Consider the following 26,644-nt stretch of genomic DNA (forward strand, 5'->3'; position numbering starts at 1 on the left):
AAACAATCATGAAGCACCGCACCGTCGCCGAGCTGATGACACCGAACGCCGTCGGCATCCGGCGGGAGACGACCTTCAAGGAGATCGCCCGGCTCCTCAAGGAGTTCGACATCACGGCCGTACCCGTCGTGGACGAGGCCGGGCGACCGGTGGGTGTCGTCTCCGAAGCCGACCTGCTCCACCGGCACGGCTCCGGCACGGGCGCGACCACCGCCGCGGCTCTCATGACCAGCCCGGCCATCACGGCGGAGCCGGGGTGGAGTGCCGTCCGTGCGGGCCGCGCCATGAGGAAGCACGGGGTCAAGCGGCTCCCGGTCATCGACGCCGAGGGCCGACTGATCGGCATCCTGAGCCGCAGCGACCTTCTCCAGGTCTTCCTGCGCAGGGACCACGCGATCCAGGAGGAGATCCTCGAAGACGTCGTGACCCAGACCCTCGGTATCCGCCCTTCCACCCTGACCGTGGACGTCACCGAAGGGGTGGTGACGCTCAGTGGCGCCGTCGGCCGACGCAGCCTGATCCCCGTCCTCGTACAGCTGTGCCAGAGCGTCGAGGGAGTCGTGGACGTGATCGACCGGCTCGTCTGCGAGCACGAGTCCGAAGGAGATGCACACGATGACGAACCAGGTGACCGTAGGCCTTGACGGGACATCGGAAAGCGCGGCAGCCGCCCGCTGGGCGGCCGTCGAGGCCGAGCTCCGAGGTGCCCGGCTGGATCTGGTCCACGTCGAGGAGTGGCTGGAACATCCACCGCTGCCCGTCACCACCACGCAGGCCCAGCGCGCGTGGGCGGACGACCTGCTCCGGGACACCGCCGGCGAGCTGCGCCGCGTGCACCCCGCCCTGGACGTCTCCACACGTCTCGTGGACGGATTGCCCCCGCTGGCCCTCGCCCACGCGGCGCAGGACTCCGGTCTGCTGGTCATCGGCTCACGCGGGCTCGGCGTCGTCGCGGGCTTCATCGTCGGATCCGTTGCCTCGGCGACCGTCGCCGCGTCCGAACGGCCCGTCGTCCTGGTCCGGTCCACAGCGGGAACGGGGGGACCACGCGACGGCGGACCCGTCGTGGCAGGGGTGGACATCCGTGAGTCCTGCGACAAGCTCCTGGCTTTCGCCTTCGAGGAGGCCTCCCGCCGCGACACGACGCTCGTCGTGGTCCACGGATGGACCCCGCCGCCGGTCGTCGGCTACGCACCGGGGCTCGACCTCGATGCCCCGAACGACATGGCCCACGCCCTCGACCCCGCCCTGGACCACGTGCTGAGACCGTGGCGTGAGAAGTTCCCCGGCGTACGCGTCGAACCCCGTGCCCCGATCGGCCAGGCCGCGATCCAGATCCTCCACGCGGCGACCGACGCGGCCCTCGTCGTGGTCGGACGACGCATCCGCCGGTCCGGCTTCGGTGGCCGCATCGGCCCCGTCACGCACGCGGTGATGCACCACGCCGTCCCGCCGGTCGCCGTCGTCGCGCACGACTGAGGCCGACCGCAGCAGCCGTGGTGTCCAGGCGGATCCAGTACTGCCCGCCCGCGGGCACGGTCGTGAGCCGCCCGCCGGGCAGGTGCAGCGGAAGGGGATGCGCGGTCCGGGAGTCCGGCACGGCGATGCCGATCCTGCCGGGGAGGAACCTGATGCGGATCCCCCGGTGGCCCAGGCAGTCGACCGTGAAGCTGCAGCGCGGGACCTCGCGCAACGGGGCGGGATCGATGCGCAGTCCGTCCGGTCCGGCCTCCAGTCCGACGATGCCCCGCTCGATGAGGTCGAGGGTGCCGGCCATGGCTCCGAGATGGATGCCTTCGCCGGTGGTACCGCCCTGGATGTCCATCACGTCGCCGAGCAGGGCCTCCTCGCAGTACCGCCAGGCTTCGGGGCCCTTGTGGCGGGCCAGGACCCAGCCGTGGACGAGGCTGCTGAGCGTCGACCCGTGACTCGTGCGCTGCAGGTAGTACGCGACGGTGGCCCGCCAGAGGTCGTCGTCGAGCTCGTAGCCGAGCCCGGCGAAGATCTCGTGGAGCTCGGCGGGGCGGAAGAGGTAGCCGAGCATGAGGGTGTCGGCCTGCTTCGACGCCTGGTACCGGTTGACCGTGTCGCCTTCGGACTCCAGGATCCGGTCGAGCCGGCGGATGTCCGTGTAGCGGCTGCGGTACGCGTCCCAGTTCAGCTCGGCCAGATCACCGTACCCCTCGAACTGGCTGATGACGTCGCCGTGGAAGGGGACGTACAGACGACGCGACACGTCGTCCCAGCGGCTCAGCACCTCGGCGGTGAGCCCGAGTTGCTGCTCCAGCTGCCGCCTGCGCGACGGCGGCAGCCCGGCGGCCAGTTCGAGTCCGCGGGCCAGCACCCATGCGGCGGTCACGTTGGTGTAGGTGTTGTCGTCGATGCCCGCGGCCGCAGCCCCGGGGTAGGCGTCGTGGTACTCGTCCGGGCCCGCGATCCCGCGGATCCGGTAGCGCTCCCGGTCGGTGTCGTAGTCGGCGGCCGCTCCCCAGTAGCGGGCGATGCCCAGGAGCAGTTCGGCGCCGGGTCCGTACAGGAAGCCCGTGTCGCCGGTGGTCTGCGCGTACCGCCAGACGTTCCAGGCGATGGCGGAACCGACGTGGCGCTGGAGGTGGGAGCGGTCGGACAGCCAGCGGCCTGAGCGCGGATTGAGATGGAGCGTCTGCGTCTCCTCCCGCCCCGAACCGGCGCTCTGCCACGGGAACATCGCGCCCGGTCGGCCGGTCCCCCGTGCCGCGGCGCGGGCCGCGGGCAGGCGGCGGTGGCGGTACATGAGCAGGGCGCGTGCCACCTCGGGGAAGTGGAGGGTGAGATAGGGCAGGACGAACAGCTCGTCCCAGAAGACGTGGCCCCGGTACGCCTCTCCGTGCAGCCCTCTGGCGGGTACGCCGACGTCGAGCTCCGCCGTGTGCGGGGAGAGGGTCTGCAGGAGGTGGAAGGCGTGGAGGCGCAGGATCCGGCCGGCTTCACCGGGCACCACTACTTCGCCTTGGCTCCACAGGTGTTCCCAGGCGGCCTTGTGAGTGGCCAGCGCGGCCGCGAAATCCGGTGCGAGGCCGACGTGTTCGACAGCGGAGGCGAGCGGGTCGCCCACGGGACGGTCCAGGGAGGTGTGGAGGGCCGCGGACTTGAGGATGACGGCAGTGTGGCCACGGGAGACCGGCAGCCGGAAGGTCTGCTCCGTCGCCGTTGCCGTGCGGTTCGCGGTCACGGGGGCCGGGGGCCGGGAGGATGTGCGTACCGCGATGCCGATCCGGATGCGGGAGGAGGTGGTCTCGCAGGAGAGCCGGGCGATACCGTCCACTCCTACGCCGGTGCGGTGGCCGGTGAGGTGACGCCCGTTCAGGTCCCGGTAGCGCTCGACACCGGCATTGGTCACGTCGCCGTCGAGGACGGACCGGATCTCTACGGCACCGTGCCATCCGTACGCGCGGAAGGTGCTCTGCTGGGCGGCGAGGTACGGATCCGCCATGTCGACGAACCTGGTGTGGGCGACGGCGAGCCGGCGGCCGTCGGCGTCCTGGTAGAGCATGCGGCGCGTGAGGGTGCCCGCGCGCAGGTCCAGGGAGACGTGGTGGTGGCGCAGGCTCGGGTGGTCGGGGGTGAGCCAGTCCCCTGCTGGTCCGGCGTCGGGGAGGCACCGGTAGCGCAGGCGGGTCCAGTCGGGGAGGTTGACCATGTCCTCGTTGCCGACCTGCTTGCCCGCGATCCGTGAGAGGAGCCGGTTGTAGCAGCCTGCCGCATACGTGCCGGGGTAGTGGACGGCGTCGGCGTGTGATTCGGGTGCGGCTCCGCGCGTGGCGAAGCGGCCGTTGCCGAGGGTGCACAGGGCCTCGACCACGCGTTCGGTCTTCGGGTCGTAGCGGTCGAAGGCCCAGGTCCAGGTCCAGGACGACGAGGTGTTCACGGCCACGCTCCGGTGACGGCTCCGACGAGTGCGGTGAGGTCCGCCAGTACGACATCCGCGCCGTGGGCCCGCAGGGCCGCCGCGGCGGCGGTGCCGTGCGTCCGGTCAAGGCCGACCACCAGGCCGAACCGGCCGCGTCGGCCTGCCTCCACTCCGGCCAGGGCGTCTTCGACCAGCGCCGCGTCCGCGGGGTCGACGCGCAGCCGCCGTGCCGCTTCGAGGAACAGAGCGGGGTCCGGCTTGCCTGCCAGGGCCAGCCGTTCGGCGTCCGTGCCGTCCACCGTTGCGTCGACGAGCCCGGCCAGTCCGGTGGCTTCGAGCAAGGGGCGTGCGTGCCGGGACGCCGATGCGGCGGCACACCGCGTCCCCTGTGCCCGCAGGCCCTCCAGAACCGGCCGGACCTCGGGGAAGGCCCGTACGTCCCCCGCCTGGATCGCTGCGGTGAACGACTGCTCCTTGCGGGCGGCGACCGCCCGCACCGTGGCGCAGCCCGGTGGATCCGCCGCGGTGCCCGGCGGCAGCTCGATGCCGCGGGCGGTCAGGAAGGCGAGCGCCCCGTCGAGACGGGGTTTCCCGTCCACCAGTTCCCGGTACTCCCCTTCCGCGTCGAAGGGGAGCTGCCGGTCCGTCCGGGCGTCGGACGCCCAAGCGTCGAGGCAGCCGTCGAAGGCGGCCTTCCACGCGGCGGCGTGCAGCACGGCGGAGTCGAGCAGGACCCCGTCGGTGTCCAGGACGACGGCGCGCAGCGGCTTCACCGCCGCACCACCCGCCGGCCGGTGATCCGGATCGGGGTGATCTTCATCCAGTGCGTGCGTGGGCCGCCGGCCCACGGCAGGGAGTACGCGACGGCATCGAGCCGGACGAGCTCCTCGGCATCGGTGACGCCTGCCACCTCGCCCACGGCCAGGACGCTCCAGCCCAGCCTGGTGACCTCGTCGATGTGGTCGACCTCGAAGGCCGCTTCGGTGCCGGCGGCCCGCGCGAGCACAGCGTCGGCGGAGGTCCGGAAGGCGATGTCCCGGCCCGCCACCACATAGTTGACCGGGAATATCCCCGGACCGTACGGGGTGGAGACGGCGATCCTGCCGACGCCGTGCGTGGAGAGCAGCCGTCGGCACTCGCCGTCGGACAGCTCGACGAGCTCGGCGTCCAGCACCGCCATGCCCCTGCCGGGCGGATGGTCGGTCGTGGCGCCCGTCAGGTCCGCGACGGTCGTGTCGAGGGCGTCGGCGATGCGTACGAGGGAGCCGATCGCCGGTGCCGCGGCGCGTTCCTCCAGGTAGGCGACGTAGGTGGCGTCGGCCCCGCAGCGCTCGCCCACTTGCTCCCGGCTGAGGCCGAGTTCCTCGCGACGCCTGGCAAGCCGCCGGCCGAGGTCCGTGCGTCCGGCGGGCGCCTCGGCGGCGGCCGGTCCGGAGGTGGTCCTGTTCATGGGGTCCTCATATCCTCTCGGCGTCACGGCTGCGTGGCCGCGACCGTGATGGCGTCGTGCCGGGGCCCGCCGAGCGCCACCTTGAGGGCGCCGGTGTCGCCGGCGCGGGAGAAGACGTCGTAGGCCTCCTCCATCTGCCCCAGCTCGAAGCGGTGGGTGATCAGCGAGGACGACGGCAGACGGCCGGCGGCCATCATGCGCAGCAGCATGGGCGTGGAGTGGGTGTCGACCAGTCCCGTGGTGATGGTGACGTCCTTGATCCACAGGTCTTCGAGGTGGAGGGTTGCGGGCTTTCCGTGGACGCCGATGTTGGCGACGCGGCCGCCGGGGCGGACCATCCGGGTGCACATCTCGAAGGCCTCGGGGACGCCCACCGCCTCGATCACGACGTCCGCCCCGAGACCGTCGGTCAGGTCTTCGACCAGCTGCTGCGGTTCCTCGGCGGCGTTCACCGTCGCGTCCGCGCCCAGCGAGCGGGCGGCCGCCAGCCGGGCTTCGGCGAGGTCGACGGCGATGGTCCGGCCGGGGCTGTAGAAACCGGCGGTCGCGATGGCGGCCAGCCCGATCGGGCCCGCGCCGACCACGACGACCGTGTCTCCGGGCCGGACGTTGCCGTTCAGCACACCGACCTCGTAGGAGGTCGGGAAGATGTCCGCGAGCAGCACGGCGTCGTAGCTGTCGACCGCGCTGGGCAGCGGGTGGACGGAGAGGTCGGCGAAGGGCACCCGGACGTACTCGGCCTGGGTGCCGTCGATGGTGTGGCCCAGCACCCAGCCGCCGCCCCCGCGGCACTGTCCGTAGCGGCCCTCGCGGCAGAAGCGGCAGCGGCCGCACGGGCAGATGCAGGAGATCAGCACTCGGTCGCCGGGGCGGACCGTGCGGACGTCGCCGCCGGTCTCGACGACGGTGCCGACCGCCTCGTGGCCGAGGATCCTGCCGGGGGTCACCTCGGGCACGTCGCCCTTGACGATGTGCAGGTCGGTGCCGCAGATGGTGACGGCGTCGACACGGACGACCACATCGGCGGCGTCCTTGATGCCCGGGTCCGGTACGTCCTGCCACGCGGTCTGTCCGGGGCCCTGGAAGACGAGTGCCTTCATGACGTCGGCCTTCTTCCTCGTGTCGTCCGGTGGGGTTCACCGCCAGGCTGGCCCGGCGGCGCCCTCCCGCGCATGGGCCGGTCGGGTCCCAGGCGGGGCCTGTCGGCCCGTCCGGACTCTTCCAGGGTTTCGCGGAGCTGCGCCGCCGCAACCGGGAGGAGCCGTCGCACCCCGAGCCGGGGGAGGCCGTCCCGGTCCCCGCTGACCAGGGCCGGACGGTCCCGAGGTCTGCACCGCGAGGCCCTCCCGCAGCCCGCGGACCCGGTGCGAGCCTGAGGGAGAAGCACCTGAGGGGTCCGCACCCCACCACAGCGACATGCCGTTCGCCACGCCCGCTGAGGACCAGCCATGACCTCCAGCCCGTACACCGTCAACGACGTGATGACGAAGACCGTCATCGCCGTCACCCCCGCCGCCGAGTTCAAGGAGATCGTCACCGCGATGGAGCGCTGGAAGATCACCGCGGTCCCCGTCATCGAAGGGGAAGGCCGCGTCGTCGGCGTCGTCTCCGAGGCCGATCTCCTCACCAAGGAGGAGTTCCACGAACACAGGCCGGGCCTCATCGAGCAGATGCGCCGGCTCGGCGACACCGCGAAGGCCGGATCGGTGCGCGCCGAGGAGCTGATGACGAGCCCCGCCGTCACCATCCGCCCCGACGCCACACTCCCGCAGGCCGCACGCCTGATGGTCGACCGCCGCATCAAGCGCCTCCCGGTCGTCGACGCCGACGGCACCCTCCTCGGCATCGTCAGCCGCGCCGACCTCCTCAAGGTCTTCCTCCGCGCCGACGACGACCTGGCCGCGGAAGTCCGGCGCGAGGTCGTCGAACCCGTCTTCCCGGTCTCGCACGGCGACGTCACGGTCAACGTCACGCACGGAATCGTCACCCTGACGGGAAAGACCCGCGACCCGCACCTCATCCCCCTGGCCGCTCGCCTCGCCCAGGGCGTCGAAGGCGTGGTCGGCGTGCACTGCCGGCTCGAATGCCCCGCGTCCCGCTGACCGCCGAAGACCGAAACGAATCAAGGAGTGGAAACCCCTGTCTGACTGGGGCTGCGGATGGCAGTCTCTACTCCTCGGAAACGTTGTCCTGGGGGGGGTCACACGTGATGGAGCCGGGTACGGGCATGGGCCTGCGGGGCCGCAGCGGAATCCTGTCGCTGGTCGACGCGTGCCTGAAGGAGAGCCCGGCGGCGGAGCGGCCCCTGACCATGCTCCTCGGCCCGGCGGGCAGCGGAGCCAGCGAGGCGCACAGTGCGCTCATGGAGCACTTCGGGCCCGACTACCCCTTCGCCTTCGTCAACTTCGGCGGGGCCCAGTCCCTGCTCCCCCGCTACGCCCTCGGACTCCTGGCGCGCCAGCTCGAACGCAAACTGCCCCGCTACGGCCGCTCCCACTTCCCGCTGCTCAGCCTCGGCCTGCTCGCCTCCGACCAGGAGCTGCGCATGCGCAGCCTCGCCGAGGGCCGGCGCGCGGTGCAGCGCCAGCTCGACCGGTTCCAGGAGGAGAACGAGGCCCGGCACGGCGACTACCTGGCCGCCTTCTTCGAAGTGGGCATGGGCGCGGTCGGCATGCCCGAAGGCGCGTCCACAGCCGCGCTCGCCCTCTTCCAGGACGCCCTGCGGCGCGGCCGGCGCACCATGCCCGGCATACTCGCCGGCCGACTGGGCAGTCGGCTCACCGCCGGGGCCCACTGGTACGGGCGCCACCCCAGGACCCGCAGCGCGGACCCCATGGAAGCGCTCGTGGAGCTCAACCTCTGGCGCCACGAGGGCGACGAGAACGAGCAGGAGCGGCTCGACCTGGTCCTCTTCTCGGCCTTCCTGGAGGACCTCAGACGCAACACCGCCCGAAACTTCATGCCCCGCTCCTACCTGCTGCTCCTCGACAACTCCCACACCGAGTACGGCCGCCGCTTCCTCGACCTGCTGCTGCGCTCCCGGCACGACGAGACGGTCGTGGCCGGCCACGCCAGCGACCCGCTGACCGTCGTCGCCAGTTCCAACCGCTGGCTGCCCCGCTGGGGCCCGGCCACCGGCGACTCCTGGCCCTGGCAGCTGCGCGGCCCCGACCGGGCCTCCCTGGCCGACTGGAACGCCCACCGGCCGACCCGCGACAGCGAGGACACCTGGTGGTACCCGTTACGCCTGCGGGACCTCAACCTGGACGAGGTGCGGATCCGGATCGAGCTCCAGCTCGGCGGGAACAGCGACCTGGCCCCGCTGACCCGCCTCACCCCCTTCGTGCACCGGCTCACCGGAGGACTGCCGCGCGCCGTCCACCAGGTGCTCGACGTCTTACGCCAAGCCGGGCCGCCTCCGGACTCCGGCCCCCAGCAGGACCGCTGGCTACGCACCCTGCCCGACCGGCCGCTGCGGACCGGGGAAAACTCCGCCACCCTCGCCGACACCGCCCTCGGCCACCTCCTGCGCGACTTCGACGAGACCCAGCGGGCCACCCTCGCCGAATGCGCCGCCGCTCGGGACTTCTCCGTCGCCACGCGGCTGCTCAGCCCCAACGACTCCCTGTTCGGTGAGATCCGCTCCCGCTGGCTGCTGACCGGCCCCGTCGCCGTCGTCCCCGTACTCCATCCGTGGCTGCGCCGGCTGCTCCTGTGGCGGCTGGCCGCACGCCCCGACGGCTGGGACGCCGTCCACGAACTCCTCGCGGAGTACTACCGCGGCGAGGGCAAGCCGGTGCAGGAGATGTACCACCAGCTCGCCCGCGGGCGGACCGAGGAGGTCACCGCCCACCTGGCGCGGCGTTTCACCGCCGTACCGGCCGCCCAGTGGATCTCCGAGCTCGGCGCGATCACCGCCGCGCCGAACCGCCTCGCCGCCGACAGCGGTCCGCTGGAACTCCTCGCCGGGCTCGTCCCGAGCCGGTCCGGGCACGTGATGGACACCGAGTCCGTGATCCACACCCTGGTGACCACCCGCTGGGTGTGGAGCGATCCGCTCGCCGACCCCGCCATGCGACTCAACGACATGATCGCCGACGGCTACACCCAGCTGTCCCAACTGCGGAGGAACGACATCGTGGCTCTGTTCAACGAGGCGGAGCGGTACCGTCACTGGCGCGATCCCCAGACCGCCGGCTGGGAGGGCTGATCGCGTGCCCAGACTCGAATGGCCCCTGCACGTCGTACGCCGCGTCGCCCTCGCCACCGCCGCCGCCGTCGCCCTCATCGCGGCGCTGTGGGTGGGCGTCGGCTGGTTACAGGAACGCCAGGCCAGATGCGCCGACGGGGTCGTCGAGCAGGGCCCGGACGACGAGTGCGTCGGAGTGACCGACGGCTCCTACGTCTTCGCACCGCACCTCGACGCCGTCAGCAAGAAGATCGAGGAGGAGAACCGCCGGGTCCTCGCCAACGCGGACAAGGAACCGTACGTCAGCGTCGCCTACTTCACCTCCTTCACCAGCACCGCCGAGGACAGCAACTCCGCCGAGGGCGTCCGCCACGAACTCCAGGGCGCCTACCTCGCCCAGTACCGGCACAACCAGGGCGACCTCGCCGCCACCCCCAAGATCCGCCTGCTGATAGCCAACCCGGGCAGCAGGTCGACGCAGTGGAAGCACACCGTCGACGAGCTGATCGCCCGCAAGGACTCCCCGGACCGGCTCGTCGCGGTGACCGGCCTCGGCCCCAGCACCAACGAGAACCTCGCGGCCATAAAGCTCCTCTCCGAACACGGCATCGCCATGGTCGGCGCCACCATGACCGCCACCAACATCCAGGGCATCAACGGCTTCGTCCGGATCGCGCCCACCAACGAGGACGAGGCGTACGCGGCCGCCGGCTACCTCAAACGGCGCGGCGTCGCCACCGGCGTCGTCATCCAGGACGTGGCGGAGGGGAACCTCTACGCCTCCACCCTCGGCACCGCTTTCACCAAGGCCTTCCAGGAAGGCGACAAGCACCGGCTCGTCGCCGAGCGCATGACCTACGACTCCTCCGTCAGCAGCGCCTGGCAGAACGAACTGCGCTACATGCCCGGTCAGTTGTGCCAGCAGCGCCCGCAGCTCGTGTACTTCGCGGGCCGCGGACAGCACCTCACCCACTTCCTCGACGCGCTCTCCAACCGCAGCTGCACCGACCAGGAGTTCACCGTGTTCGCCGGGGACGACACGACCAACCTGAGCGCCGAGCAGCTCGCCCACGCCGCCGAGACGGGCATCGAGGTGCTCTATACCGGCCTCTCCCACCCCGACATGTACCGCTCGGCGCCGCAGGCGGTGTCCGCGCCGTCCGCGAAGAACTTCCAGCCGGGCGGGCTGCTGGACCGGTGGTTCCCGCACGACACCCGTGAGGACGGCGGGGCCCTGATGGGCCATGACGCGGTCCTCGCCGCGGCCCACGGCATCCAGATGGCCGCCCGCTGGCAGGGGCAGGTCGTCGGCGACGCGGTGGCCCGGATGTTCCACCAGATGGACGGCACCCAGCAGGTGGCCGGGGCCAGCGGGTTCATCTCCTTCCAGAACAACGGCAATCCGCGCAACAAGGCCGTGCCGATCCTGCGCCTCAACGGCAAGGGCCAGGTCGAGTTCGTCGAGGTGTCCGCGGCGGAGGGCAAGCCGCCGCAGGAACAGTGACGGAACTCCGCGGTCCGGCCCTGCGACGTGGACCGGAAGAGGCCGGGCCGAAGGGGCCCGGCCTCACGGAGTCAGGTCAGCGGGTGGTGGCGGTCCGCCGGCGGCGCGCGTACACCACCGCACCGCCGATCGCCGCCAGGGCTGCGGCCCCGGTGGCGGAGACCGCCGGCCAGGACGCCTCGGCCGCCTGTGTCGCGGAGCCGGCGGCGACCTGCTCCGGCTGGTCCTCCCCGAGGCCGGCGAACCCGCCGGCCAGGCCCTTGCGGTCGTACTCCGAGCCGGGCATCTTGTCGCCGTAGCGGGCGGCGACGAGCTTCTGGTACGCGGCGAGGGTGACGCCGCGCTTTCCGCCGAGGCCGGTGGTCGCCTCCTCATTGAGCGGCTCGACCATGCCTTCGGGGGTGAGCCGGTACCAGGCGTGGATCTGCGGCTCGGTGAAGGTACGGGCCTGCGGCGTGCCGCGCTCGGCGAAGGCGACCTCGGCGTCGCCGTCCCGGATGCCGGCCAGCTGCCAGCCCTCGGCGCCGACGTTCTGCGGGCCGCTTCCCGTCGCAGGGGCGTTCCCCTTGGGCGCGAGCAGCACGGCGGCGTTCTTGCCGTCGGAGGCGGCCACCCGGGAGGCCAGGTAGGAGAGCCGGATCGCGGTCTGCGGGGTCGCCTGGGTCTTGCCGGTCACGAAGTCGGGGCTGACCTCGAACATCGGCACCGGGTCCTTGAGGTCGAACCCGGGCGGCGCGGCGACCGCGGCGGGCGCGTTCCCCGGGGTACCGACGGTGCCGCCGTCCGCGGCGGGGGCGGTGCCGTGCTGCCGGGCCGAGACCAGGAATCGGGAGACCGTGTCGCGGAGCTGGTCGCTCCGGACGGCCTGCTGGGCGGACGGGTAGCCCGCGATGCCGTCGCCCTCCGCGGCCTGTGAGGGAACGATTCCGCTCAGGGCGGCGGCCAGCGCGGCCGTCGCGAGGACGGCGGCCCGGACCGCCGCGCGCTTGGTGTGTCGCATGGTCTGCATGGTCGGTCTTCTCCTCAGCCCTGGATCCCGATGCGGGAGTGGGTCCACTGGAACGAGTTGTTGTTCACGTAAGTGGCGTGGTTCCACCAGGTGTAGGTCTGGGTGGTCTGCCACGGGTCGCCGACCGCGATCATGTTGGTGGTGCTGTCGTAGCCGTAGATGACGTTCATGTGACCGCCGCCGGTGCGCCATCCGATCCGGACGGCGAACGGCCGGCCTGCGGCGATCTCGGTGACGGACTCGTTGAACGATGCGTTGCGGTACAGGCTGCGGCCGCTGTCCCTCAGCCCCAGCCTGGCCAGGCCGTTGGCCATGTCTTCCAGCGTCGCGGGCTGGTTGTTGCAGTCCACCCAGGTCCCCTGGGCGGCGAGTTGACAGAACTGCTCCTGGCTGACGGAGCGGCCCCAGTGTTTGGCGATGGTCACGCCGGAGGCGTCCCAGCACCACTGGGTCCTGACCTGCTTCTGCATGTCGATCTTGAGCGTCTTCGCCGTCGTGGGGGTGGGCGGTTTCGGGTTCGGGTTCGGGTTGGACCCGCAGACCGGCAGGGGGGTGGTGTTCTCGTTGATGAAGGCGTCGGCGATGTAGTACGAGCCGGTGAAGATCCACCGCGGATTGTTCTCCACCGTGTCCCCGGTGGTCCGGCAGGACATCTGGATCTTGTCGCCCACCTTCGAGGAACCGTTCACCTGGGCCGAGAGGGACGGCTTGGCCCGGTGGTTGACGGTCTTGTAGTTGCCCTGCCCGCCGATGACCGTGCCGTTGACCGCACCGGCCTGAGCGAGGGCACCGAAGCCGAACAGCAGACCGCCGGAGAGCGCGGCGGTGATCGCGGCTATCAGCGCTTTCTTGCGGCGGGACGCGCGACGTTTGTGCATCTTGCTCCTTGAACTGAGAATGCGGGCTGGCTGCCCGGCGGCGCGCCGATCAATACGCCGCCGGCCGTCTTGCCGCCCCAGGCGGCTACAGCCCGGAAATGCGGGCCGACCGAGCGTCACATCCGGACGGGTCGACGCCCCTGCGCTACCGGTGAAGCCGAGGTGCAGGTCCTCCATAACCAGGCACAACCGCACCTCTTTCCTTGAGTGCATTGGGTGCCGGGAATCCTGCCAGAGAGATGGAGGGATCCGAACGCCCTTGCTCTACGCGCGAAGATGTCGCCTATTCAATCACTGGATCGAGGTGATGTGATGGCTCGTCAATTCGGTCTCAATTGCTGCCAGTTGGCGACGACAGAGCCATTGGTCCAGGCCATTTTCGAGCAGCCCAATGGCGCGCGACTTTACGGAAACTTGATAGAGCGCAACCCTTTGTTGGACGCCATGTCAAATAGCGAAATCGCCCTGAGTGTATGCGGCGTGACTCTCCATCATTTCAAAAGGAAAACAAACCCTGGTTTTGCACGGAGAGGGCTCACAGCATGACGTGCTTGGCCTGGGTGTAGTCCAGGAGGCCGGACAGGGAGAGGTCGCTGCCGTAGCCGGAGTGCTTGACTCCGCCGTGGGGCATCTCGGAGACCGTGGTGCCGTGGGTGTTCACCCAGACGATGCCGGTGTGGAGGGCGCGGGTGGCGCGCATCGCGCGGTCGTGGTCGGTGGTCCACACACTCGCGGCCAGGCCGAAGCGCACTCCGTTGGCGAGGTGCAGGGCTTCTGCCTCGTCGGCGAAGGGCTGGACGGTCGCGACCGGTCCGAAGATCTCCTCCCGCACGATCTCGTCGTCCTGGCGGACACCGGCGACCACGGTGGGCTCGTGGAAGAAGCCGGGGCCCGCGGGCCGCCCTCCGCCGGTGACGATCTCGGCGTGGGCCGGCAGGCGGTCCAGCAGGGCCTGCACCGAGGTGAGTTGGGCCGCATTGTCGAGCGGACCGAAGTCGGTGCCGGTGCGGGGCCTGCCCGCCGCGGCGGCGAAGGCCGCGAGGAACACGTCGTGGATCCGGCGGTGGACCAGGAGCCGGGTGGGCGCGGTGCAGTCCTGGCCCGCGTTGTAGTAGGCGACCTCGGCGAGGGCGGCGGCGGTGGGCTCGACGTCCACGTCCTCGTGGACGATGACGGGGGCGTTGCCGCCGAGTTCCAGGTGGACCCGTTTGAGGCCGGCCGCGGCGGCCGCCGCGATCTCCCGGCCGGCGCGGACGCTGCCGGTGACGGCGATCAGGGCGACCGCCGGGTGGGCGGTGAGGGCCCGGCCGGTGTCGCGGTCGCCGCAGACGACGTTGAGCACCCCCGGCGGCAGGTGTCCGGCCGCGATCCGGGCCAGCAGGCCGGCTCGGACCCGCAGAGCCTGCGGACCACGGCGACCCGGACCGGCAGCGGCTGGGTGCTCAACGGCGAGAAGTGGTTCGTCACCGTCGGTGACCATGCGGACTTCATGATCGTGCTCGCCGCCGCCGGGGACGAGGGGGCGCCGACCCTGTTCCTCGTCGACAAGGACACACCGGGCATCGAGATGACCCGGGTGCCCCGCTGGATGCACACCAGACCGGTACGGACACCGGCAGCGAGGACGATTCGCTCCCCGCCGCCGTCGTCCTGGCCCGGATCGTGCGGAGCATGCTGCCCACGGACGCGGAGCTGCGCCAGGACTGGAAGCTCTGGCAGGAGCTGTGGGTACGCGCCCTGCGCGACGGCACGGCCCGGCACCTCGCCGTCGACCTGTACGACCAACTGCACGCGTGGGTCGGCGCAGTCGTGGAACGGGGCATCGCTTCCGGCGAGTTCACCGACTGCGACGTCTGCGGGCTCAGCACCCTGGTACTGGCCCTGTGCGACGGCCTCGGCATCCGCCTGATGCTGGAGACCCCCGGGTCGACCTCGCCACGGCCCAGTCGACGGTGTGGCGGGCGATCGCGCCGGCCCTCGGGATCGCGCCGGACTTCCCGACGGTCTGACGGCGTCGGGAAGTCACCCCGACGGACGGGTCCACCGGCCGCGCGGCCATCCCGTACGCCGTCGGGAGGTCCGCTGCCTGCGCCCGGAGAGCTGGGACGGAGCGAGTGCGAAGATCACGGTGATGCGCGCGCCTCCGAGCGGGCCGCGCGCGATGTGCATCGAACCGCCGGTGACGGACGCGGCCCTGCGGGCGATGTCGAGGCCGAGCCCCGACGAGCCGGTGCTGCTCCCGCGGGAGAGGGCCCGGTCCGGCTCCGGGATGCCCGGACCGGCGTCCTCCACGACCAGTTCCACGGCCTGGGCGGTGCGGACGACGCTGACGCCGAGCGCGGTACCGGGTGGGGTGTGCCGGAAGACGTTGCCGATGAGCGCGTCCACCACGGCGGCGATGTCGTCGTCGGAAAGGCTGACGGACGCGGGTTCCTGAGTGATGTCGAGGGAGCAGGGCCGGTCCTGCTGCTCCGCCAGGACCGCCCAGAAGGCGGTCCGGCGGCGGACGACGTCTGCAGCCTCGCAGCGCGGTCCGGACGGGCCCGCCGTCGTGGCGGGGTGGCCCGTGCCCGCTTCCGTGCCGAGCATGCCCTGGCCCATCGGACCCACGGCGAGCGGGGTGCGCGCCGCGGCGATGATGGCTTGGAGTTCCGCCTCCAGTTCGCCCACCGCGGCCTCGACCCTGGCCGACTCCGGTGAGCCCGCCATGCGTTCCGATGCCAGGTGCAGGGCGGTCAGCGGGGTGCGCAGCCGGTGGGACAGGTCGGCGACCATTTCGCGTTCGACGGCGAGGAGCTCGGTCATCCGGTGGGCCATCGCGTTGAAGGCCAGCCCCGCGTCGCGCAGTTCCTTGGGTCCCATGGGATCCACACGGGCGTCCAGATTGCCTTCGCCCAGGGCGTGGGAAGCGTGGGCGAGTCTCTTGGAGGACCTGACGACCTTCGCGCCGAGGCGGTCGGCGACCAGCACGGAACCGCCGATCAGCCCCACGGCGAGGAGGAGCATGACCGCCCAGGAGGCCTTGACCCCGCGGGTCAGCTCCCGCTCGGGGACGAAGTTCTCGATGACGGCGACCCGGTCGCCGGGCAGCACCACCGGCTGCAGGCATATCCAGCCGGTGGGAATCTGCTGGGAGATGGACTCGCGCCCCTTCTGGGCCCGTTCGAGCAGCGCCGCGGGGGCCCGCGAGCTGCCGAGGACAGGGGCGTCCGGCAGGTGGACGGCCAGATACTCGGCCGCGTCCAGGCTTGCGGCCGATTCCCGCAGGGCGGACGGGTCCGTGGTCAGGGTCAGTACGGGGGCCAGGGCGGCGGCCCGCTGCTCGGCCGCGGTGACGCTCTGCTCCTTGACCAGCGACATCACCAGGGCGGCCAGCGGTATGAGGAAGGAAAGCGCGACCATGGACGTCACGGCGAGCGCCACTCCGGCCAGTGAACGTCTCACCGCGGCGCCACCAGCTTGATGCCGACGCCGCGGACGGTCAGCAGGTAGCGCGGCGCCGCCGCGCGTTCGCCGAGCTTGCGGCGCAGGGACGACAGGTGCACGTCGACGGTCTGGTCGTCCACGTACGGCTCGCGCCAGACCTCGGTCAGCAGCCGCCGTTTGGAGACGACCTGGCCGGTGTGGTGGGCGAGGAAGGCCAGGAGGTCGAACTCCCGGCGGGTGAGGCGGAGCTCCCGGCCCGCCAGGGACGCGGTGCGCGCGCCGGGGTCCACCGCCAGCTCGCCCACGGTGGTGGCGCGCAGTGGATCGGCAGCCGGCGCCGGCCCCTGACCCTGGGCGGCATGCGCGGCGTGGGCGGCGGGACGGTGGCTGGTGCGCCTCAGGACGGCGGAGAGGCGTGCGATGAGCTGTCCTCCGGAGAAGGGCTTGACCAGGTAGTCGTCGGCGCCCGCGTTGAGGAGCTTGATGATTTCCGTCTCGTCGTCGCGGGCGGTGGCCACCAGTACGGGAACGGAGGAAATGCCCCGGATCATGCGCAGTGCGTCTCCTCCGTCCAGATCGGGCAGCCCCAGGTCGAGAACCACCGCGTCGACGGGCATCTGGGTGACCTCGCGCAGGGCGCCGAACCCGTCACCCACGCTGCGTACGGCATACCCGTGCTCCGCCAGGACCTCGATCAGTGACTGGCGGATGCTGGGGTCGTCTTCCACGACCAGGACGCTGGGCATGGGCACACCTTAGGTGAACGCACGTTCCTAGTGGACACCGAAGGCCGGGCCGTCGTCGGTGATGCGCAGGCGCACCGGGCGGTCGGAGACCGGGATGGTGCAGCCCTCCTGCGAGCTGCAGCTCGCGTACCCGAGCAGTACCGTCGCGTCCCCGTTGCCGTCCGCGCGGACGGGCAGCGTGGTGGTGACGGGACCGTCGGGGTAGACGGGGACCGGGGCGTCGACGCCGGGCACGCTGATCGTCCGTACGTCCGCGGCGGCCGTCAGTTTCCCGCCCGCGCGCAGAACGCCGGTGACGTCGACCGCGGTCGGTCTGCCCACGCCCTCGATCCCGGTGGGTGGCAGGTCGGTGCTGTAGAGGTGGAACCCCTTCTCCTCGGGGGTGAAGACCGCGGTCAAGGTGCCTTCCGTGGCGTGCCAGTCGGACACCGAGAGCGTGACGGTGACCCCGTTCTCGGTGAAGCTCGTCGTGGGCGCGGCGGCGCCGCTCTCGGCGGGCTGCCCGCCGCATGCCGCGAGCGCGGCGAAGGAGAGGAGGGCGGCCGCGATGCTGGCCTTCCGGGAATGCCTGGCATACATGCACACGTTCATCTTTGCCTCTGTTTCAGGGGAGAGGAGGGGACTAGACGGCCGCGGTGAAGTCCGCACTCCACAACTGCAGCCGGTACACCAGGTCGTTCCACACGCCGGTGGCCAGAGCCATGCCGACGAGCACGAGCATCCCGCCGCCGATCCGCAGGACCCACTGGTAGTGGCGTTTGACCAGGCCGAAGGCGCCCAGGGCCCGGCGGAAGGCCACGGCGGCCAGGATGAAGGGCAGGCCCAGCCCGAGGCAGTAGGAGGCCATCAGCAGGGCTCCGCGGGCCGCGCTCGCCTCGCTCCAGGCGAGCGCCTGTACGGCGGCCAGCGTCGGGCCGATGCACGGGGTCCACCCGACCGCGAACACCGCCCCCAGCACGGGTGCGCCCGCCAGCCCGAGCACGGGCCGCCGGTGGCTGCGGAACTCCCGCTGCGTGAAGCCCGGCAGGAGGCCCATGAAGGACAGCCCCATCAGCACGGTGAAGACGCCGAGCACCTGGGTGACCACCTCCTGGTGGGCCAGCAGGGTACGGCCGAAGTACCCGAACAGGGCGCCTCCGGAGACGAGGACAGCCGTGAACCCCAGGACGAACAGCACCGCGCCGGCCGCCATGCGGCTGCGCTGCCCGCCGCGGGCGTCCGCCAGGTCGGAGACCGACAGGCTGGTCACGTAGCTGAGGTAGCCCGGCACGAGCGGCAGTACGCACGGCGAGAGGAAGGAGACGAGTCCCGCGAAGAACGCCACGGGAGCGGCGACGGCCAGCGTCCCGTGGAGCAGGGAGGGAGCGTCCGCGGCGGCGAGGGACACGCCCGTGAACGTCGTCATGGCCCCTCCTCCGCCACGCGCGCGAGCAGGGGCCTCAGCTGCTCGTCGGTGACCGCGCCCCCGATGCTGACGGCGATGCGTCCTCGGCGGTCGATCACGAGGGTCGAGGGAATCGCCTGCGGGTTGAGGATCTCGGGAGGAAAGCGGAGCAGGAGCTCTCCGGCGGGATCGTGGAGGCTGGGAAATCCGAGGCCGTGCGCCCGTACGAAGCCCTGCGCCGCCGCGCGGTCGCGGTCGCGGGTGTTGATCCCGAGGAACCGGACCCCCTCGGCACGGGTCTGCGCGCTGAGCCTTTCGAGGTCGTCGACCTCCGCCCGGCAAGGTCCGCACCACGACCCCCAGACGTTGAGCACGACGACCTCGCCACGGAACTCGGCGAGGCTGACCGGCTTTCCGTCCAGGTCGTCGCCCGCCAGCGCGGGCGCGGCCGGCCGGGCGCCCGACTCCACGACCGTGGCGGCGGCCGCGGCCCTGACCGCGCCGCTCGCCGGTCCGGCCGACGCCCCGGCTCGGTCGGCGTCGGCTGCGGCGCCGGCCCCGCCGGAGGCGGCGAAGACACAGCCGGCGGCCGCCACCACGAGGCCGATTCCGGCCAGGGCGGCGGGCCGCAGAACCGGTCGCCTCATGACGCCCACTGACGCAGGAAGGAATTGATCCCCTCCGAGGTCAGGGCGGGATTGCCCGTGGCGTGGGTGTCGGTGCGCACCGTGCCGGACGGCGAGACGACGACCAGGACGGGCATCTTGTAGGTGCCGCCGGAGGGGCTGTACTTGCGCAGGAGCGCGGAGTTGGCGGAGCTGTTGCCGCCGATGTCGATCTTGACCAGGTGGTACGAGGCCCCGAGGATCGCCGCGGTCTGCGGCTGGGCGAACACCTTGTCGGCCGCCCTGCAGTTGCCGCACCAGTTGGCGCCGAAGTCGAGCAGCACCGTCCTCCCGTCGGCCTTGGCCGCGCTCAGAGCCGCGTCGATCAGCTTCTGCGCGTCGGCCGAACTGTCGTAGCCGGGTCCGGGTACCCGTACCGGCGCGGGAGCGGCGGACGTACGCGGCGGTTTGGGGGCGGCCGAGGTCTGGGCGCGCGAGGGGGTCGGCGAGGAGCCGGACGGGGTACTGGCGGACGCCGACGGCGAGGCCGGGGCGGTCGGGGAGGCATCGGCGGAGGCGGAAGCGGAAGCGGACTCCGTCCCGGTGGCGAGGGCCTGCGACGACTGACCGGCCACGGACGGCGAGGAGGCGCCGACGGGCTGGGAGGACGGTCCGCACGCGGTGGTCAGCCCCGCGGCGACCACGGCCGCGGCCACCAGCGGCAGCCGCACCCCGAGGAGCGTGGCGGAGCCGGGCCGGGTGGTGCTGCGGCCGGCACGGACGGGTCGGAGTATGCGAGAACTCATGGCGAAGACACCCCAAGGCACGGTTCGGATGACGGGAGGGGCGAAACGCCTCCCGGATCGGTGAAGCCGATGGTCGGACCGGTCGCCGGGGCATCACGCCCGGGCGCCGAAGGCCGCTCGGCTGACGCGAGCATAGGACCGCTCCGGGCCGCCGGAACCGGGTGAGCGTGATCTTGAGGTTCCCCTAAGGAACAGCTCACCTTCCGCTACACCGGAACTCGGGTGATGAGCGCACACAAGGAGGTGAAACCCGTGAAAGGGACCAGGGGGTCGAGTGGGACGGATCGGCCGGAACGGCCGGGCCCTCAGAACGACGTCTCGCGGACGCTGGCCTTCGCCATGGGTTCGATCGTCGCCGTGATGTCCGAGCGGTGGTCCGCGCTGGAGAACGTGACCGTCAGGGTGTCGTCCGCGGTCTGTGACGTGGTGGTCTTGAATCCGCGGCTGGGTACCGCGGAGATCAGGCACACGCCGCGGCTCCCGTACCGCACCGTGACCTTGCCGCCCTGCGCGGGGACGGTGTGCAGGCCCGGTCCGCCCTCCTCGCAGTCGACGGCGGGTTTCGGCGCTGTCGTCCGGGGGGCTCCCGTCGAGGCCTTCGCGGGCGCGGGTGTCGAAGGCGAGGGGGACGGCCGCTCGGTCGCGGTGGGCGAGGCGCTGGCGGACGCGCTCGGGGACTGAGGGCTCGGTGACTGGCCCTGCCCCGCCAGCCACGCCGGCGGCGAATCGAAGACCATCGGGGCGGAGCGGGCAACCGGAGGCGTATGCCGGGTCGAGCCGACCACGAACTGGACCGTGCCGAGCACGGCGGTCACGCTGGCGGCCGTGCATGACAGCCATATGAACAGGTAGCGCGGAATTCGGGGCACGGCCCCATAGTGGCGGACGCGTCGGCCCGGCCGTCACCGCCTCCCCCGTACAGCCGGCGGCCGGCCCCGGAGCGGCGGGCGAACGCCGACGTCCTCCTGACCCGTGTACGGGTCGGAGGACGTGTGCGGCTCGGCGGCCGAAGTGGAGGGCCGGCGGGAGGTTCCTACTTCGACGTCCCGAAGTCCTGCGTCCACCAGGGGCCGCCGTCGCCCTTGTGGACGCCTATGCCGATCTCCTTGAAGGAGCAGTTGAGGATGTTGGCCTTGTGGCCGGGGCTGTTCATCCACGCGTTCATGACCGCGTCGGCGTCCGACTGGCCGCGGGCAATGTTCTCGCCGAGGCGGGACCAGCCGTATCCGGCGGCCTCCACGCGGGAGGTCATGGTGGACCCGTCGGGGCCGGTGTGGGACATGACCCCGCTGCGGGCCATGGTGTCGCTGTACGACCGTGCCGCGGCGCTCAGCTTGGCGTTCACGGCCAGGGGACCGCATCCCGCCGCGGCCCGCTCCTTGTTGACCAGGGCGAGGACCGCGGACTCGGAGTCGCTGGAGCCACCGCCGGAGGAGCCGCCCGAACCCCCGGAACCGCCGCCTGTGGTGGTCCCGGCGGACGTCCGCGCGGGCTTGCTGGTCTTGGGCGGCGCCGAGGTGGCCGGGCTGCTCTCCTGCGCCTCGGACTTCGCGGGAGCGGCGGATCCCGTGGCGTCGGCGCCGGGCGTCGACGACGGCATCGCGCCCGTCGCGGAGGCGGCGTCGGCGGTGAGCGTCGGGAGCGGAGGAGAGGGGGTCGCCGTCGCCTCCGCGCCACCGGTGGCAGCCGTCCCGGACTTCGGCCCGGTGGCGCCGTCGGCCCGCCGGTCCACGCGCGCACCGCCGTCGGAATCGGCCACCGCGACCCCGACCGCCACCGTCGCGGCCGCCGCGGTCAGGGACAGCACGATGCGCGTGCGCACCGTCTTCTTCCGTCGCGCTTCGACTCGGGACGGCGTTCCGGGAGTTCGGCTGCGGCTCATGCGCTGTAGCACCTCACAGAGAGAAGGGGTGGGTCCGCCCGAGCCTAGGGCCGTGACCAGCAAAAAGAGCCGTCCGGAGGCGTTCTTCAAGGTCTCTTAAGGAAACCCGCAGGATCGGCACAGGAACGAGCCGGTTCAGGCGGCCGTATGGAGGTACGTGTTCCCGCGGTGCGGGATATGCGTACGCGTCGGGGGGTTTGCGTGAGGACCGTCCGGTAGATCCCAACAGGCCGTTGACCGGCCGCCGGTGACCGTTTCAGCATGCACGGGTCAATCCGTTCGACTGACGAAGGACTCACCCGCATGGGTAAAGGATCGTTACGTAGGACACGCGCGGCAATCGCTGCGATCGGCACGGCCTTGCTGATTTCGCTGGCAGTGGCCACACCCGCAGCCGCCGCGCCCGAACCGAACGACTCCGGATCGGATCGGCTCGCCATCACGCTGGGCACGCCGGAGAAGACGACCACCCTCACGGACACCGACGGCGACGTGAGCACCCAGGCCCTCGACTGTGCCGAAGGGTTCATCCGGCTCACGCGTACCGAGTCGTGCTCGAACATGAAGATACCGGTGATCTACACCGTCAACGGGACACCCGCCGGGACGGCGACCCTGCATTCCAAGGTCACGTCCACGCTCGACCCGCGCAACCGGTACGCGTCGAAGTACAAGGTGGAACTGCGGCTGACGGACCCGTCCTCCTGGGCGGGTTGGCTGACCAACGGCCGGGTCGGCTTCGAGTGCAACCACTGCGACGTGGCCGAGTCGGGTGAGCAGTTCCTGTTCCCGAACCAGACGCGGACGTACGAGTTCACCGTCTCGTCGCCGGGCCGGGACCTGGTCAAGGACAGCGTCCGCCCGTACGCCACCCTGGACGCGCCCCGTCACGACGAGGGCAGCGCGCTCATTGGGGAGACGTTCCGGCCGCGCTGCGACAGCACCGCCCGGATCACGCCCGTCCGGACCGGCGGCTGCGTGTACCCCGACGTCGCGGCCGTGTGGCTGCTGGACACGGCCAACCCGAGGGTCGACGCCGTGGCCTGGCACGTCGACTGGGCGCAGCGCAATCTCGACCAGCCGTGGGGGAAGCCCGGTACCCGGTACCCGCTGCACCGCACGTTCGACGACACGGTCATCGACGCGAACCGCGAGACGGCCTGCGGCCGCGACGTGCCCCGGCCCCCGCCGGGCAGCGGACTGTCCTGTGACGAGTACCCCTTCGCCCAGTCGCTGGAGGGCGCGAGCCGGAACCCGGACTACTCCTGCCACTTCCTCGACGAGCGGGACAACTCCCGTGAGGGCAGCCTGCGCAAGGCGTCGCTGAACGGCCAGCGGGTGCTGGAGGGCGACGCGTTCTACGTCCGTGTCCTGAAGTCCGCGGGCGCGGTGGCGCCGCCCGAGGCGATGGGGCCGGTGGGCTGCGGCAGGGACTGACCGGTCCCCCCGCCGGCACTTCCGCCGGACCGGCACCCCGAGAGCAGGGGCCGCACCCGCCATGGGTGCGGCCCCGTTCCGATTCGACACCGAGGGGAAGACCCCGCATGCCCGCCCCGCACCGCACCACCAGCAGCACCGTCCATGTCGACGCCGGCACGATAGACCTCACGGGGGAGGATCTGGTGGCCGAGTTCGAACCCGAGTGGACGCTGAACGGCCTGGTCGAGGCCGACCCGGACGGCGGCAGCGCCCGCATCCTGTGCGGGCAGGAGACCGGCCGCGTCGCCGTCACCGCCCAGCTCTGGGACGAGGCCCCGCCCCTGGACACGGACGGGTGGCAGGACGCCGCCGAGGTGCCCGTCTCGTGGGACTCCGCGTTCATCGACTTCGCCACGACCGGCACGGAAACGGACCCGGCAGGCCGGCTGGACCTCCCCGGCCCCGGCGAGTACCGGATCCGCGTCCACGGCAGGAACCGCGACGACGGCGACCCGCGCGCCGCGGGCGACCCCGTCGAGGAGTACCTCATCCAGGTGTGGCCCGCCCCGGCCGGCGGCCCCGGGCTGTGGAAGGCGACCAGCCGGACCGCGGCACTGTGGCGCGCGCCCTGAGCGGTACGCGCGCGGAGCGGCGTTCAGGCGGCCGTCCAACCGCCGTCCACGGGGATCGAGGCGCCGGTGAGGTAGCCGGTGTGCGGTCCGCAGAGCCATACGGCGACGGCGGCGACCTCCTCCGGTTCGATCAGCCGCTTGATCGCGGAGCGGCTGAGCATCACCTCGCCGACCACCTGCTCGGGGTCGATGCCGTGAGCGGCGGCCTGCGCCGCGATCTGCTGTTCCACCAGGGGCGTGCGTACGTAGCCAGGGCTGACGCAGTTGCTGGTGATGCCGTGGGGAGCGCCTTCGAGGGCCGCGACCTTGCTCAGCCCTTCGAGGGCGTGCTTGGCGGTCACGTATCCGGCCTTGAACGCGCTGGCCCGCAGACCGTGGACGCTGGAGATGTTGACGATCCGCCCCCAGCCTCGTGCGCGCATGTGCGGCAGGGTCCGGCGGAGCAGGAGGAAGGGGGCGTGGACCATCACCCTCTGGAGGTGTTCGAACCGGTCCGGCGGGAAATCGGTCAGGGGAGCCACGTGCTGCAGGCCGGCGTTGTTGACCAGGATGTCGATGTCGGCGGGCAGTTCCTCCACGAGGTCCCGGCGGGCCAGGTCCACGACGTGGGGGTGGCCACCGATCTCCTCGGCGACGGACGCGGCCGCCCGGGCGTCGATGTCCACGACGTGCACGCGGGCCCCGGCCGAGGCGAGGGCTGTGGCGCAGGCGCGCCCGATGCCGCTGCCGGCGCCGGTCACCAGGGCGCTGCGGCCCGCCAGGTCGACACCTGCCGTCCGGGCGGACGCGGGAGTGGTTGAGCTCGTCATGGCCGGAATCATCGCGACATCCACGTGCCGCTCCCATGGGTGTGACCCCCATAGTCGGTCCGGGCCGTGTGTCGGACATCGCCAGTGCGACACCGCGAGGACCGTCCGGCCCCGGCGGTGCCCGGTGGCCGGATCGTGCGCTCGTGGGCCGGGCCTCGTCCGGCGATGATGGCCCGATGGACATAGGGGTGGACACACGACCGGCCGAGGCGTATGCCGTGTCGGCCGAGTTCTACGACCTGCTGCACGCACGCTCGTACCACCGGCACGCGCAGGCGCTCGCCGGTCCGGCGGCGGCGGCCCGCATCGGCATCGTCGAGATCGGCGCGGGGACCGGCCTGGTCACCGAGGTGCTGATCGACGCGTCGATCGTGCCGGTCCACGCGGTCGAACCCGCCGCCACGATGCGGTCGTTGCTGCTCTCCCGCCTGCACCCCCCGGTTGGCCGGTCGGCCGCCGACCGGGTCACCGTGCACGCCTGTTCCGCGCTCGATCTGTCACTGACGGGGCAGGCCGATCTGGCGGTGTGCCTGCGGCTGGTCCCGTGCCTGCCGCCCGAGGAGCGGCGCGCGCTGTGGCAGGCGGTGGCCGATCTGCTGGTGCCGGGCGGCCTGCTCTTCCTGGACCGCCCTCCGGCCCGGCTCCCGGTCCGCCCCACCCGCCGCTCGCTGGGCGGGGTCCGCCTGGGCACCGACACCTACCGCGGCCAGGTCACCGCGCGCGCCGAGGACGGCCTGATCCGCTGTGACTACGCCTACCTGGTGTGCCGTCAGGGCCGGATCCTGCGGCGGGCGCAGGAGTCGTTCCTGCTCCGGCCGATGACCGTACGGGCGCTGCGCGAGGAGCTCGCGCAGGCCGGCCTCGTCCTGGAGGACGAGCTGACGGCGGACGTTCTGCGCGTACGCCGAGGCGTCCGCCGGCCCTAGTCTTCTGAGTCGGGAATTCTGTTCAGATAGCTGGCGAGGCGTTCGAGGATCTCGTCTGCGGTCTTAGTCCAGACGTAGGGCTTGGGGTCGGTGTTCCAGGCGGCGATCCAGTCACGGATGTCCTTCTCGAGGGCCTGGACTGACTTGTGGACGCCTCGCCGTATCTGCTTGTTGGTGAGTTCGGCGAACCATCGCTCGACCAGGTTCAGCCAGGACGACCCGGTCGGGGTGAAGTGCAGGTGGAACCGGGGGTGGCCGAGCAGCCACTTCTTGATGTCCGGGGTCTTGTGGGTGGCGTAGTTGTCGCAGATCAGACGGACGTCCAGGCCTGCCGGCACTTCCTTGTCGAGCTTGACCAGGAACTTCTTGAACTCCTCGGCCCGATGGCGGCGGTGCAGGGAGCCGATCACCTTGCCGGTGGCCACGTTGAGTGCGGCGAACAGGGTGGTCGTGCCGGCCCGGACGTAGTCGTGCGTTGACCGCTCCGGGACCCCGGGCATCATCGGCAGCACCGGCTGGGACCGGTCCAGGGCCTGGATCTGCGACTTCTCGTCCACGCAGAACACCAGCGCCCGCTCGGGCGGGTCCAGATAGAGGCCGACGACATCGTGGACCTTGTCGACGAAGTACGGGTCGGTCGACAGCTTGAAGGTCTCCGAGCGGTGCGGCTGCAGGCCGAACGCCCGCCAGATCCGTGAGACCGAGGACTGGGACAGGCCCATTTCCTTCGCCATCGACCGCGTCGACCAGTGCGTCGCGTTCTTCGGCTTGGACTCCAAGGTCCTGGTGACCACCGCGGCAACCTGCCCGTCCGTCACCGATCTGGGGCCGCCGGAACGCGGCATGTCTCCCAGGCCCGCGATCCGGTACTGCACGAAACGGGCCCGCCAACGGCCGACCGCCTGAGGCGTTGATCCGAGACGGACGGCCACGTCCTTGTTCGAGACACCCTCGGCGCAGGCCAGGATGATCCGGCACCGCAAAGCCCACGCCTGCGGCGTGGAACGACGCCGCACCCACCCCTCCAGTGCGACCCGTTCCTCGTCCGACAGCGTCAACTCGGCCTTCGGCCGCCCCATCCGCGCCATAG

The 26,644-nt window shown here is 71.6% G+C and carries 25 protein-coding genes and 2 pseudogenes; 10 read left to right on the forward strand and 17 right to left on the reverse strand.

Annotated features, from left to right (window positions below; translation table 11 throughout):
* Positions 1-8: 8 nt before the first annotated feature.
* Both OG429_RS04770 and OG429_RS04775 read left to right on the forward strand, forming a co-directional pair.
* Positions 9-644: a CBS domain-containing protein gene (locus OG429_RS04770; RefSeq protein WP_328924017.1), complete on the forward strand. Its 636-nt coding sequence runs from the start codon at positions 9-11 to the stop codon at positions 642-644.
* Positions 616-1,479, forward strand: coding sequence for a universal stress protein (locus OG429_RS04775; protein ID WP_328924018.1), 864 nt, complete (start codon positions 616-618; stop codon positions 1,477-1,479). Before OG429_RS04770 ends, OG429_RS04775 begins: the two co-directional genes overlap by 29 nt.
* Here OG429_RS04775 and OG429_RS04780 read toward each other — a convergent pair.
* From OG429_RS04780 to OG429_RS04795, 4 genes are read right to left on the reverse strand one after another with little or no spacing between them, the layout of a single operon-like run.
* Positions 1,421-3,907 carry a glycoside hydrolase family 65 protein gene (locus OG429_RS04780; RefSeq protein ID WP_328924019.1) on the reverse strand — a complete coding sequence of 829 codons (2,487 nt, stop codon included), beginning with the start codon at positions 3,905-3,907 and terminating at the stop codon, positions 1,421-1,423. The genes OG429_RS04775 and OG429_RS04780 overlap by 59 nt on opposite strands.
* Positions 3,904-4,662: an HAD family hydrolase gene (locus tag OG429_RS04785; RefSeq protein WP_328924020.1), complete on the reverse strand. Its 759-nt coding sequence runs from the start codon at positions 4,660-4,662 to the stop codon at positions 3,904-3,906. The genes OG429_RS04780 and OG429_RS04785 overlap by 4 nt, the downstream gene beginning before the upstream one ends.
* Positions 4,659-5,339, reverse strand: a complete 681-nt coding sequence (locus tag OG429_RS04790) for a helix-turn-helix domain-containing protein (RefSeq protein WP_328924021.1) — start codon at positions 5,337-5,339, stop codon at positions 4,659-4,661. The genes OG429_RS04785 and OG429_RS04790 overlap by 4 nt, the downstream gene beginning before the upstream one ends.
* A gap of 23 nt (positions 5,340-5,362) precedes the next feature.
* A complete protein-coding gene (locus tag OG429_RS04795; protein WP_328924022.1) occupies positions 5,363-6,439 on the reverse strand; it encodes an alcohol dehydrogenase catalytic domain-containing protein in 1,077 nt (358 codons plus the stop codon).
* Positions 6,440-6,787: 348 nt separating this feature from the next.
* On the opposite strand from OG429_RS04795, the gene OG429_RS04800 reads away from it, so the two are divergent.
* The 3 genes from OG429_RS04800 to OG429_RS04810 all read left to right on the forward strand — a co-directional run bounded on the left by OG429_RS04800 (position 6,788) and on the right by OG429_RS04810 (position 11,032).
* Positions 6,788-7,441 (forward strand): CBS domain-containing protein, encoded by a 654-nt coding sequence (locus OG429_RS04800; RefSeq protein WP_328924023.1) that lies wholly within the window; start codon positions 6,788-6,790, stop codon positions 7,439-7,441.
* A 107-nt stretch (positions 7,442-7,548) separates the two neighbouring features.
* The gene (locus tag OG429_RS04805) at positions 7,549-9,549 is read left to right on the forward strand and encodes a hypothetical protein (protein ID WP_328924024.1); all 2,001 of its coding nucleotides are present in this window, start codon (positions 7,549-7,551) and stop codon (positions 9,547-9,549) included.
* 4 nt (positions 9,550-9,553) lie between these two features.
* Positions 9,554-11,032: a branched-chain amino acid ABC transporter substrate-binding protein gene (locus OG429_RS04810; RefSeq protein WP_328924025.1), complete on the forward strand. Its 1,479-nt coding sequence runs from the start codon at positions 9,554-9,556 to the stop codon at positions 11,030-11,032.
* 76 nt (positions 11,033-11,108) lie between these two features.
* Here the strand turns inward: OG429_RS04810 and OG429_RS04815 are convergent, their stop codons facing one another.
* The 3 genes from OG429_RS04815 to OG429_RS04825 form a co-directional block, all read right to left on the reverse strand.
* Positions 11,109-12,041 (reverse strand): hypothetical protein, encoded by a 933-nt coding sequence (locus OG429_RS04815; RefSeq protein WP_328924026.1) that lies wholly within the window; start codon positions 12,039-12,041, stop codon positions 11,109-11,111.
* Positions 12,042-12,055: 14 nt separating this feature from the next.
* Positions 12,056-12,919, reverse strand: a complete 864-nt coding sequence (locus tag OG429_RS04820; RefSeq protein WP_328924027.1) for a papain-like cysteine protease family protein — start codon at positions 12,917-12,919, stop codon at positions 12,056-12,058.
* Positions 12,920-13,454: 535 nt separating this feature from the next.
* Positions 13,455-14,261, reverse strand: coding sequence for an aldehyde dehydrogenase family protein (locus tag OG429_RS04825; RefSeq protein WP_328924028.1), 807 nt, complete (start codon positions 14,259-14,261; stop codon positions 13,455-13,457).
* A 12-nt stretch (positions 14,262-14,273) separates the two neighbouring features.
* Between OG429_RS04825 and OG429_RS04830 the strand changes: the two are divergent.
* Positions 14,274-14,444: pseudogene (locus tag OG429_RS04830) on the forward strand (acyl-CoA dehydrogenase family protein); the annotation flags it as partial.
* A gap of 146 nt (positions 14,445-14,590) precedes the next feature.
* Positions 14,591-14,785 (forward strand): annotated as a pseudogene (locus OG429_RS04835) (TetR family transcriptional regulator C-terminal domain-containing protein); the annotation flags it as partial.
* Positions 14,786-14,941: 156 nt separating this feature from the next.
* Here OG429_RS04835 and OG429_RS04840 read toward each other — a convergent pair.
* The 8 genes from OG429_RS04840 to OG429_RS04875 form a co-directional block, all read right to left on the reverse strand.
* Complete coding sequence (locus tag OG429_RS04840; RefSeq protein WP_328924029.1) at positions 14,942-16,363, reverse strand: HAMP domain-containing sensor histidine kinase; 1,422 nt, start codon at positions 16,361-16,363, stop codon at positions 14,942-14,944.
* Complete coding sequence (locus OG429_RS04845; protein WP_328924030.1) at positions 16,360-17,091, reverse strand: response regulator transcription factor; 732 nt, start codon at positions 17,089-17,091, stop codon at positions 16,360-16,362. The genes OG429_RS04840 and OG429_RS04845 overlap by 4 nt, the downstream gene beginning before the upstream one ends.
* Before the next feature lie 27 nt (positions 17,092-17,118).
* A complete protein-coding gene (locus tag OG429_RS04850) occupies positions 17,119-17,670 on the reverse strand; it encodes a hypothetical protein (protein ID WP_328924031.1) in 552 nt (183 codons plus the stop codon).
* 43 nt (positions 17,671-17,713) lie between these two features.
* On the reverse strand, positions 17,714-18,496 hold the full coding sequence (locus OG429_RS04855) for a cytochrome c biogenesis CcdA family protein (protein WP_328924032.1): 783 nt from the start codon (positions 18,494-18,496) through the stop codon (positions 17,714-17,716).
* Positions 18,493-19,122, reverse strand: coding sequence for a TlpA family protein disulfide reductase (locus OG429_RS04860; RefSeq protein WP_328924033.1), 630 nt, complete (start codon positions 19,120-19,122; stop codon positions 18,493-18,495). The genes OG429_RS04855 and OG429_RS04860 overlap by 4 nt, the downstream gene beginning before the upstream one ends.
* Positions 19,119-19,886, reverse strand: coding sequence for a thioredoxin family protein (locus tag OG429_RS04865; RefSeq protein ID WP_328924034.1), 768 nt, complete (start codon positions 19,884-19,886; stop codon positions 19,119-19,121). The genes OG429_RS04860 and OG429_RS04865 overlap by 4 nt, the downstream gene beginning before the upstream one ends.
* Before the next feature lie 305 nt (positions 19,887-20,191).
* Positions 20,192-20,701, reverse strand: a complete 510-nt coding sequence (locus OG429_RS04870) for a hypothetical protein (protein ID WP_328924035.1) — start codon at positions 20,699-20,701, stop codon at positions 20,192-20,194.
* A 218-nt stretch (positions 20,702-20,919) separates the two neighbouring features.
* Positions 20,920-21,708: a CAP domain-containing protein gene (locus tag OG429_RS04875; protein WP_328924036.1), complete on the reverse strand. Its 789-nt coding sequence runs from the start codon at positions 21,706-21,708 to the stop codon at positions 20,920-20,922.
* Positions 21,709-22,146: 438 nt separating this feature from the next.
* On the opposite strand from OG429_RS04875, the gene OG429_RS04880 reads away from it, so the two are divergent.
* Both OG429_RS04880 and OG429_RS04885 read left to right on the forward strand, forming a co-directional pair.
* Complete coding sequence (locus OG429_RS04880; protein WP_328924037.1) at positions 22,147-23,205, forward strand: NucA/NucB deoxyribonuclease domain-containing protein; 1,059 nt, start codon at positions 22,147-22,149, stop codon at positions 23,203-23,205.
* 107 nt (positions 23,206-23,312) lie between these two features.
* The gene (locus tag OG429_RS04885; protein ID WP_328924038.1) at positions 23,313-23,819 is read left to right on the forward strand and encodes a hypothetical protein; all 507 of its coding nucleotides are present in this window, start codon (positions 23,313-23,315) and stop codon (positions 23,817-23,819) included.
* Between the two features lie 23 nt (positions 23,820-23,842).
* On the opposite strand, the gene OG429_RS04890 is transcribed toward OG429_RS04885, so the two are convergent.
* On the reverse strand, positions 23,843-24,628 hold the full coding sequence (locus OG429_RS04890; RefSeq protein ID WP_328924039.1) for a 3-hydroxybutyrate dehydrogenase: 786 nt from the start codon (positions 24,626-24,628) through the stop codon (positions 23,843-23,845).
* 188 nt (positions 24,629-24,816) lie between these two features.
* On the opposite strand from OG429_RS04890, the gene OG429_RS04895 reads away from it, so the two are divergent.
* Positions 24,817-25,554 carry a class I SAM-dependent methyltransferase gene (locus OG429_RS04895; RefSeq protein WP_328924040.1) on the forward strand — a complete coding sequence of 246 codons (738 nt, stop codon included), beginning with the start codon at positions 24,817-24,819 and terminating at the stop codon, positions 25,552-25,554.
* On the opposite strand, the gene OG429_RS04900 is transcribed toward OG429_RS04895, so the two are convergent.
* Positions 25,551-26,633, reverse strand: a complete 1,083-nt coding sequence (locus tag OG429_RS04900) for an IS630 family transposase (protein ID WP_328930156.1) — start codon at positions 26,631-26,633, stop codon at positions 25,551-25,553. The genes OG429_RS04895 and OG429_RS04900 overlap by 4 nt on opposite strands.
* Between the last annotated feature and the right edge of the window lie 11 nt (positions 26,634-26,644).

Origin of the sequence: Streptomyces sp. NBC_00190 (genome assembly GCF_036203305.1) — a bacterium.
Classification (GTDB): Bacteria; Actinomycetota; Actinomycetes; order Streptomycetales; family Streptomycetaceae; genus Streptomyces.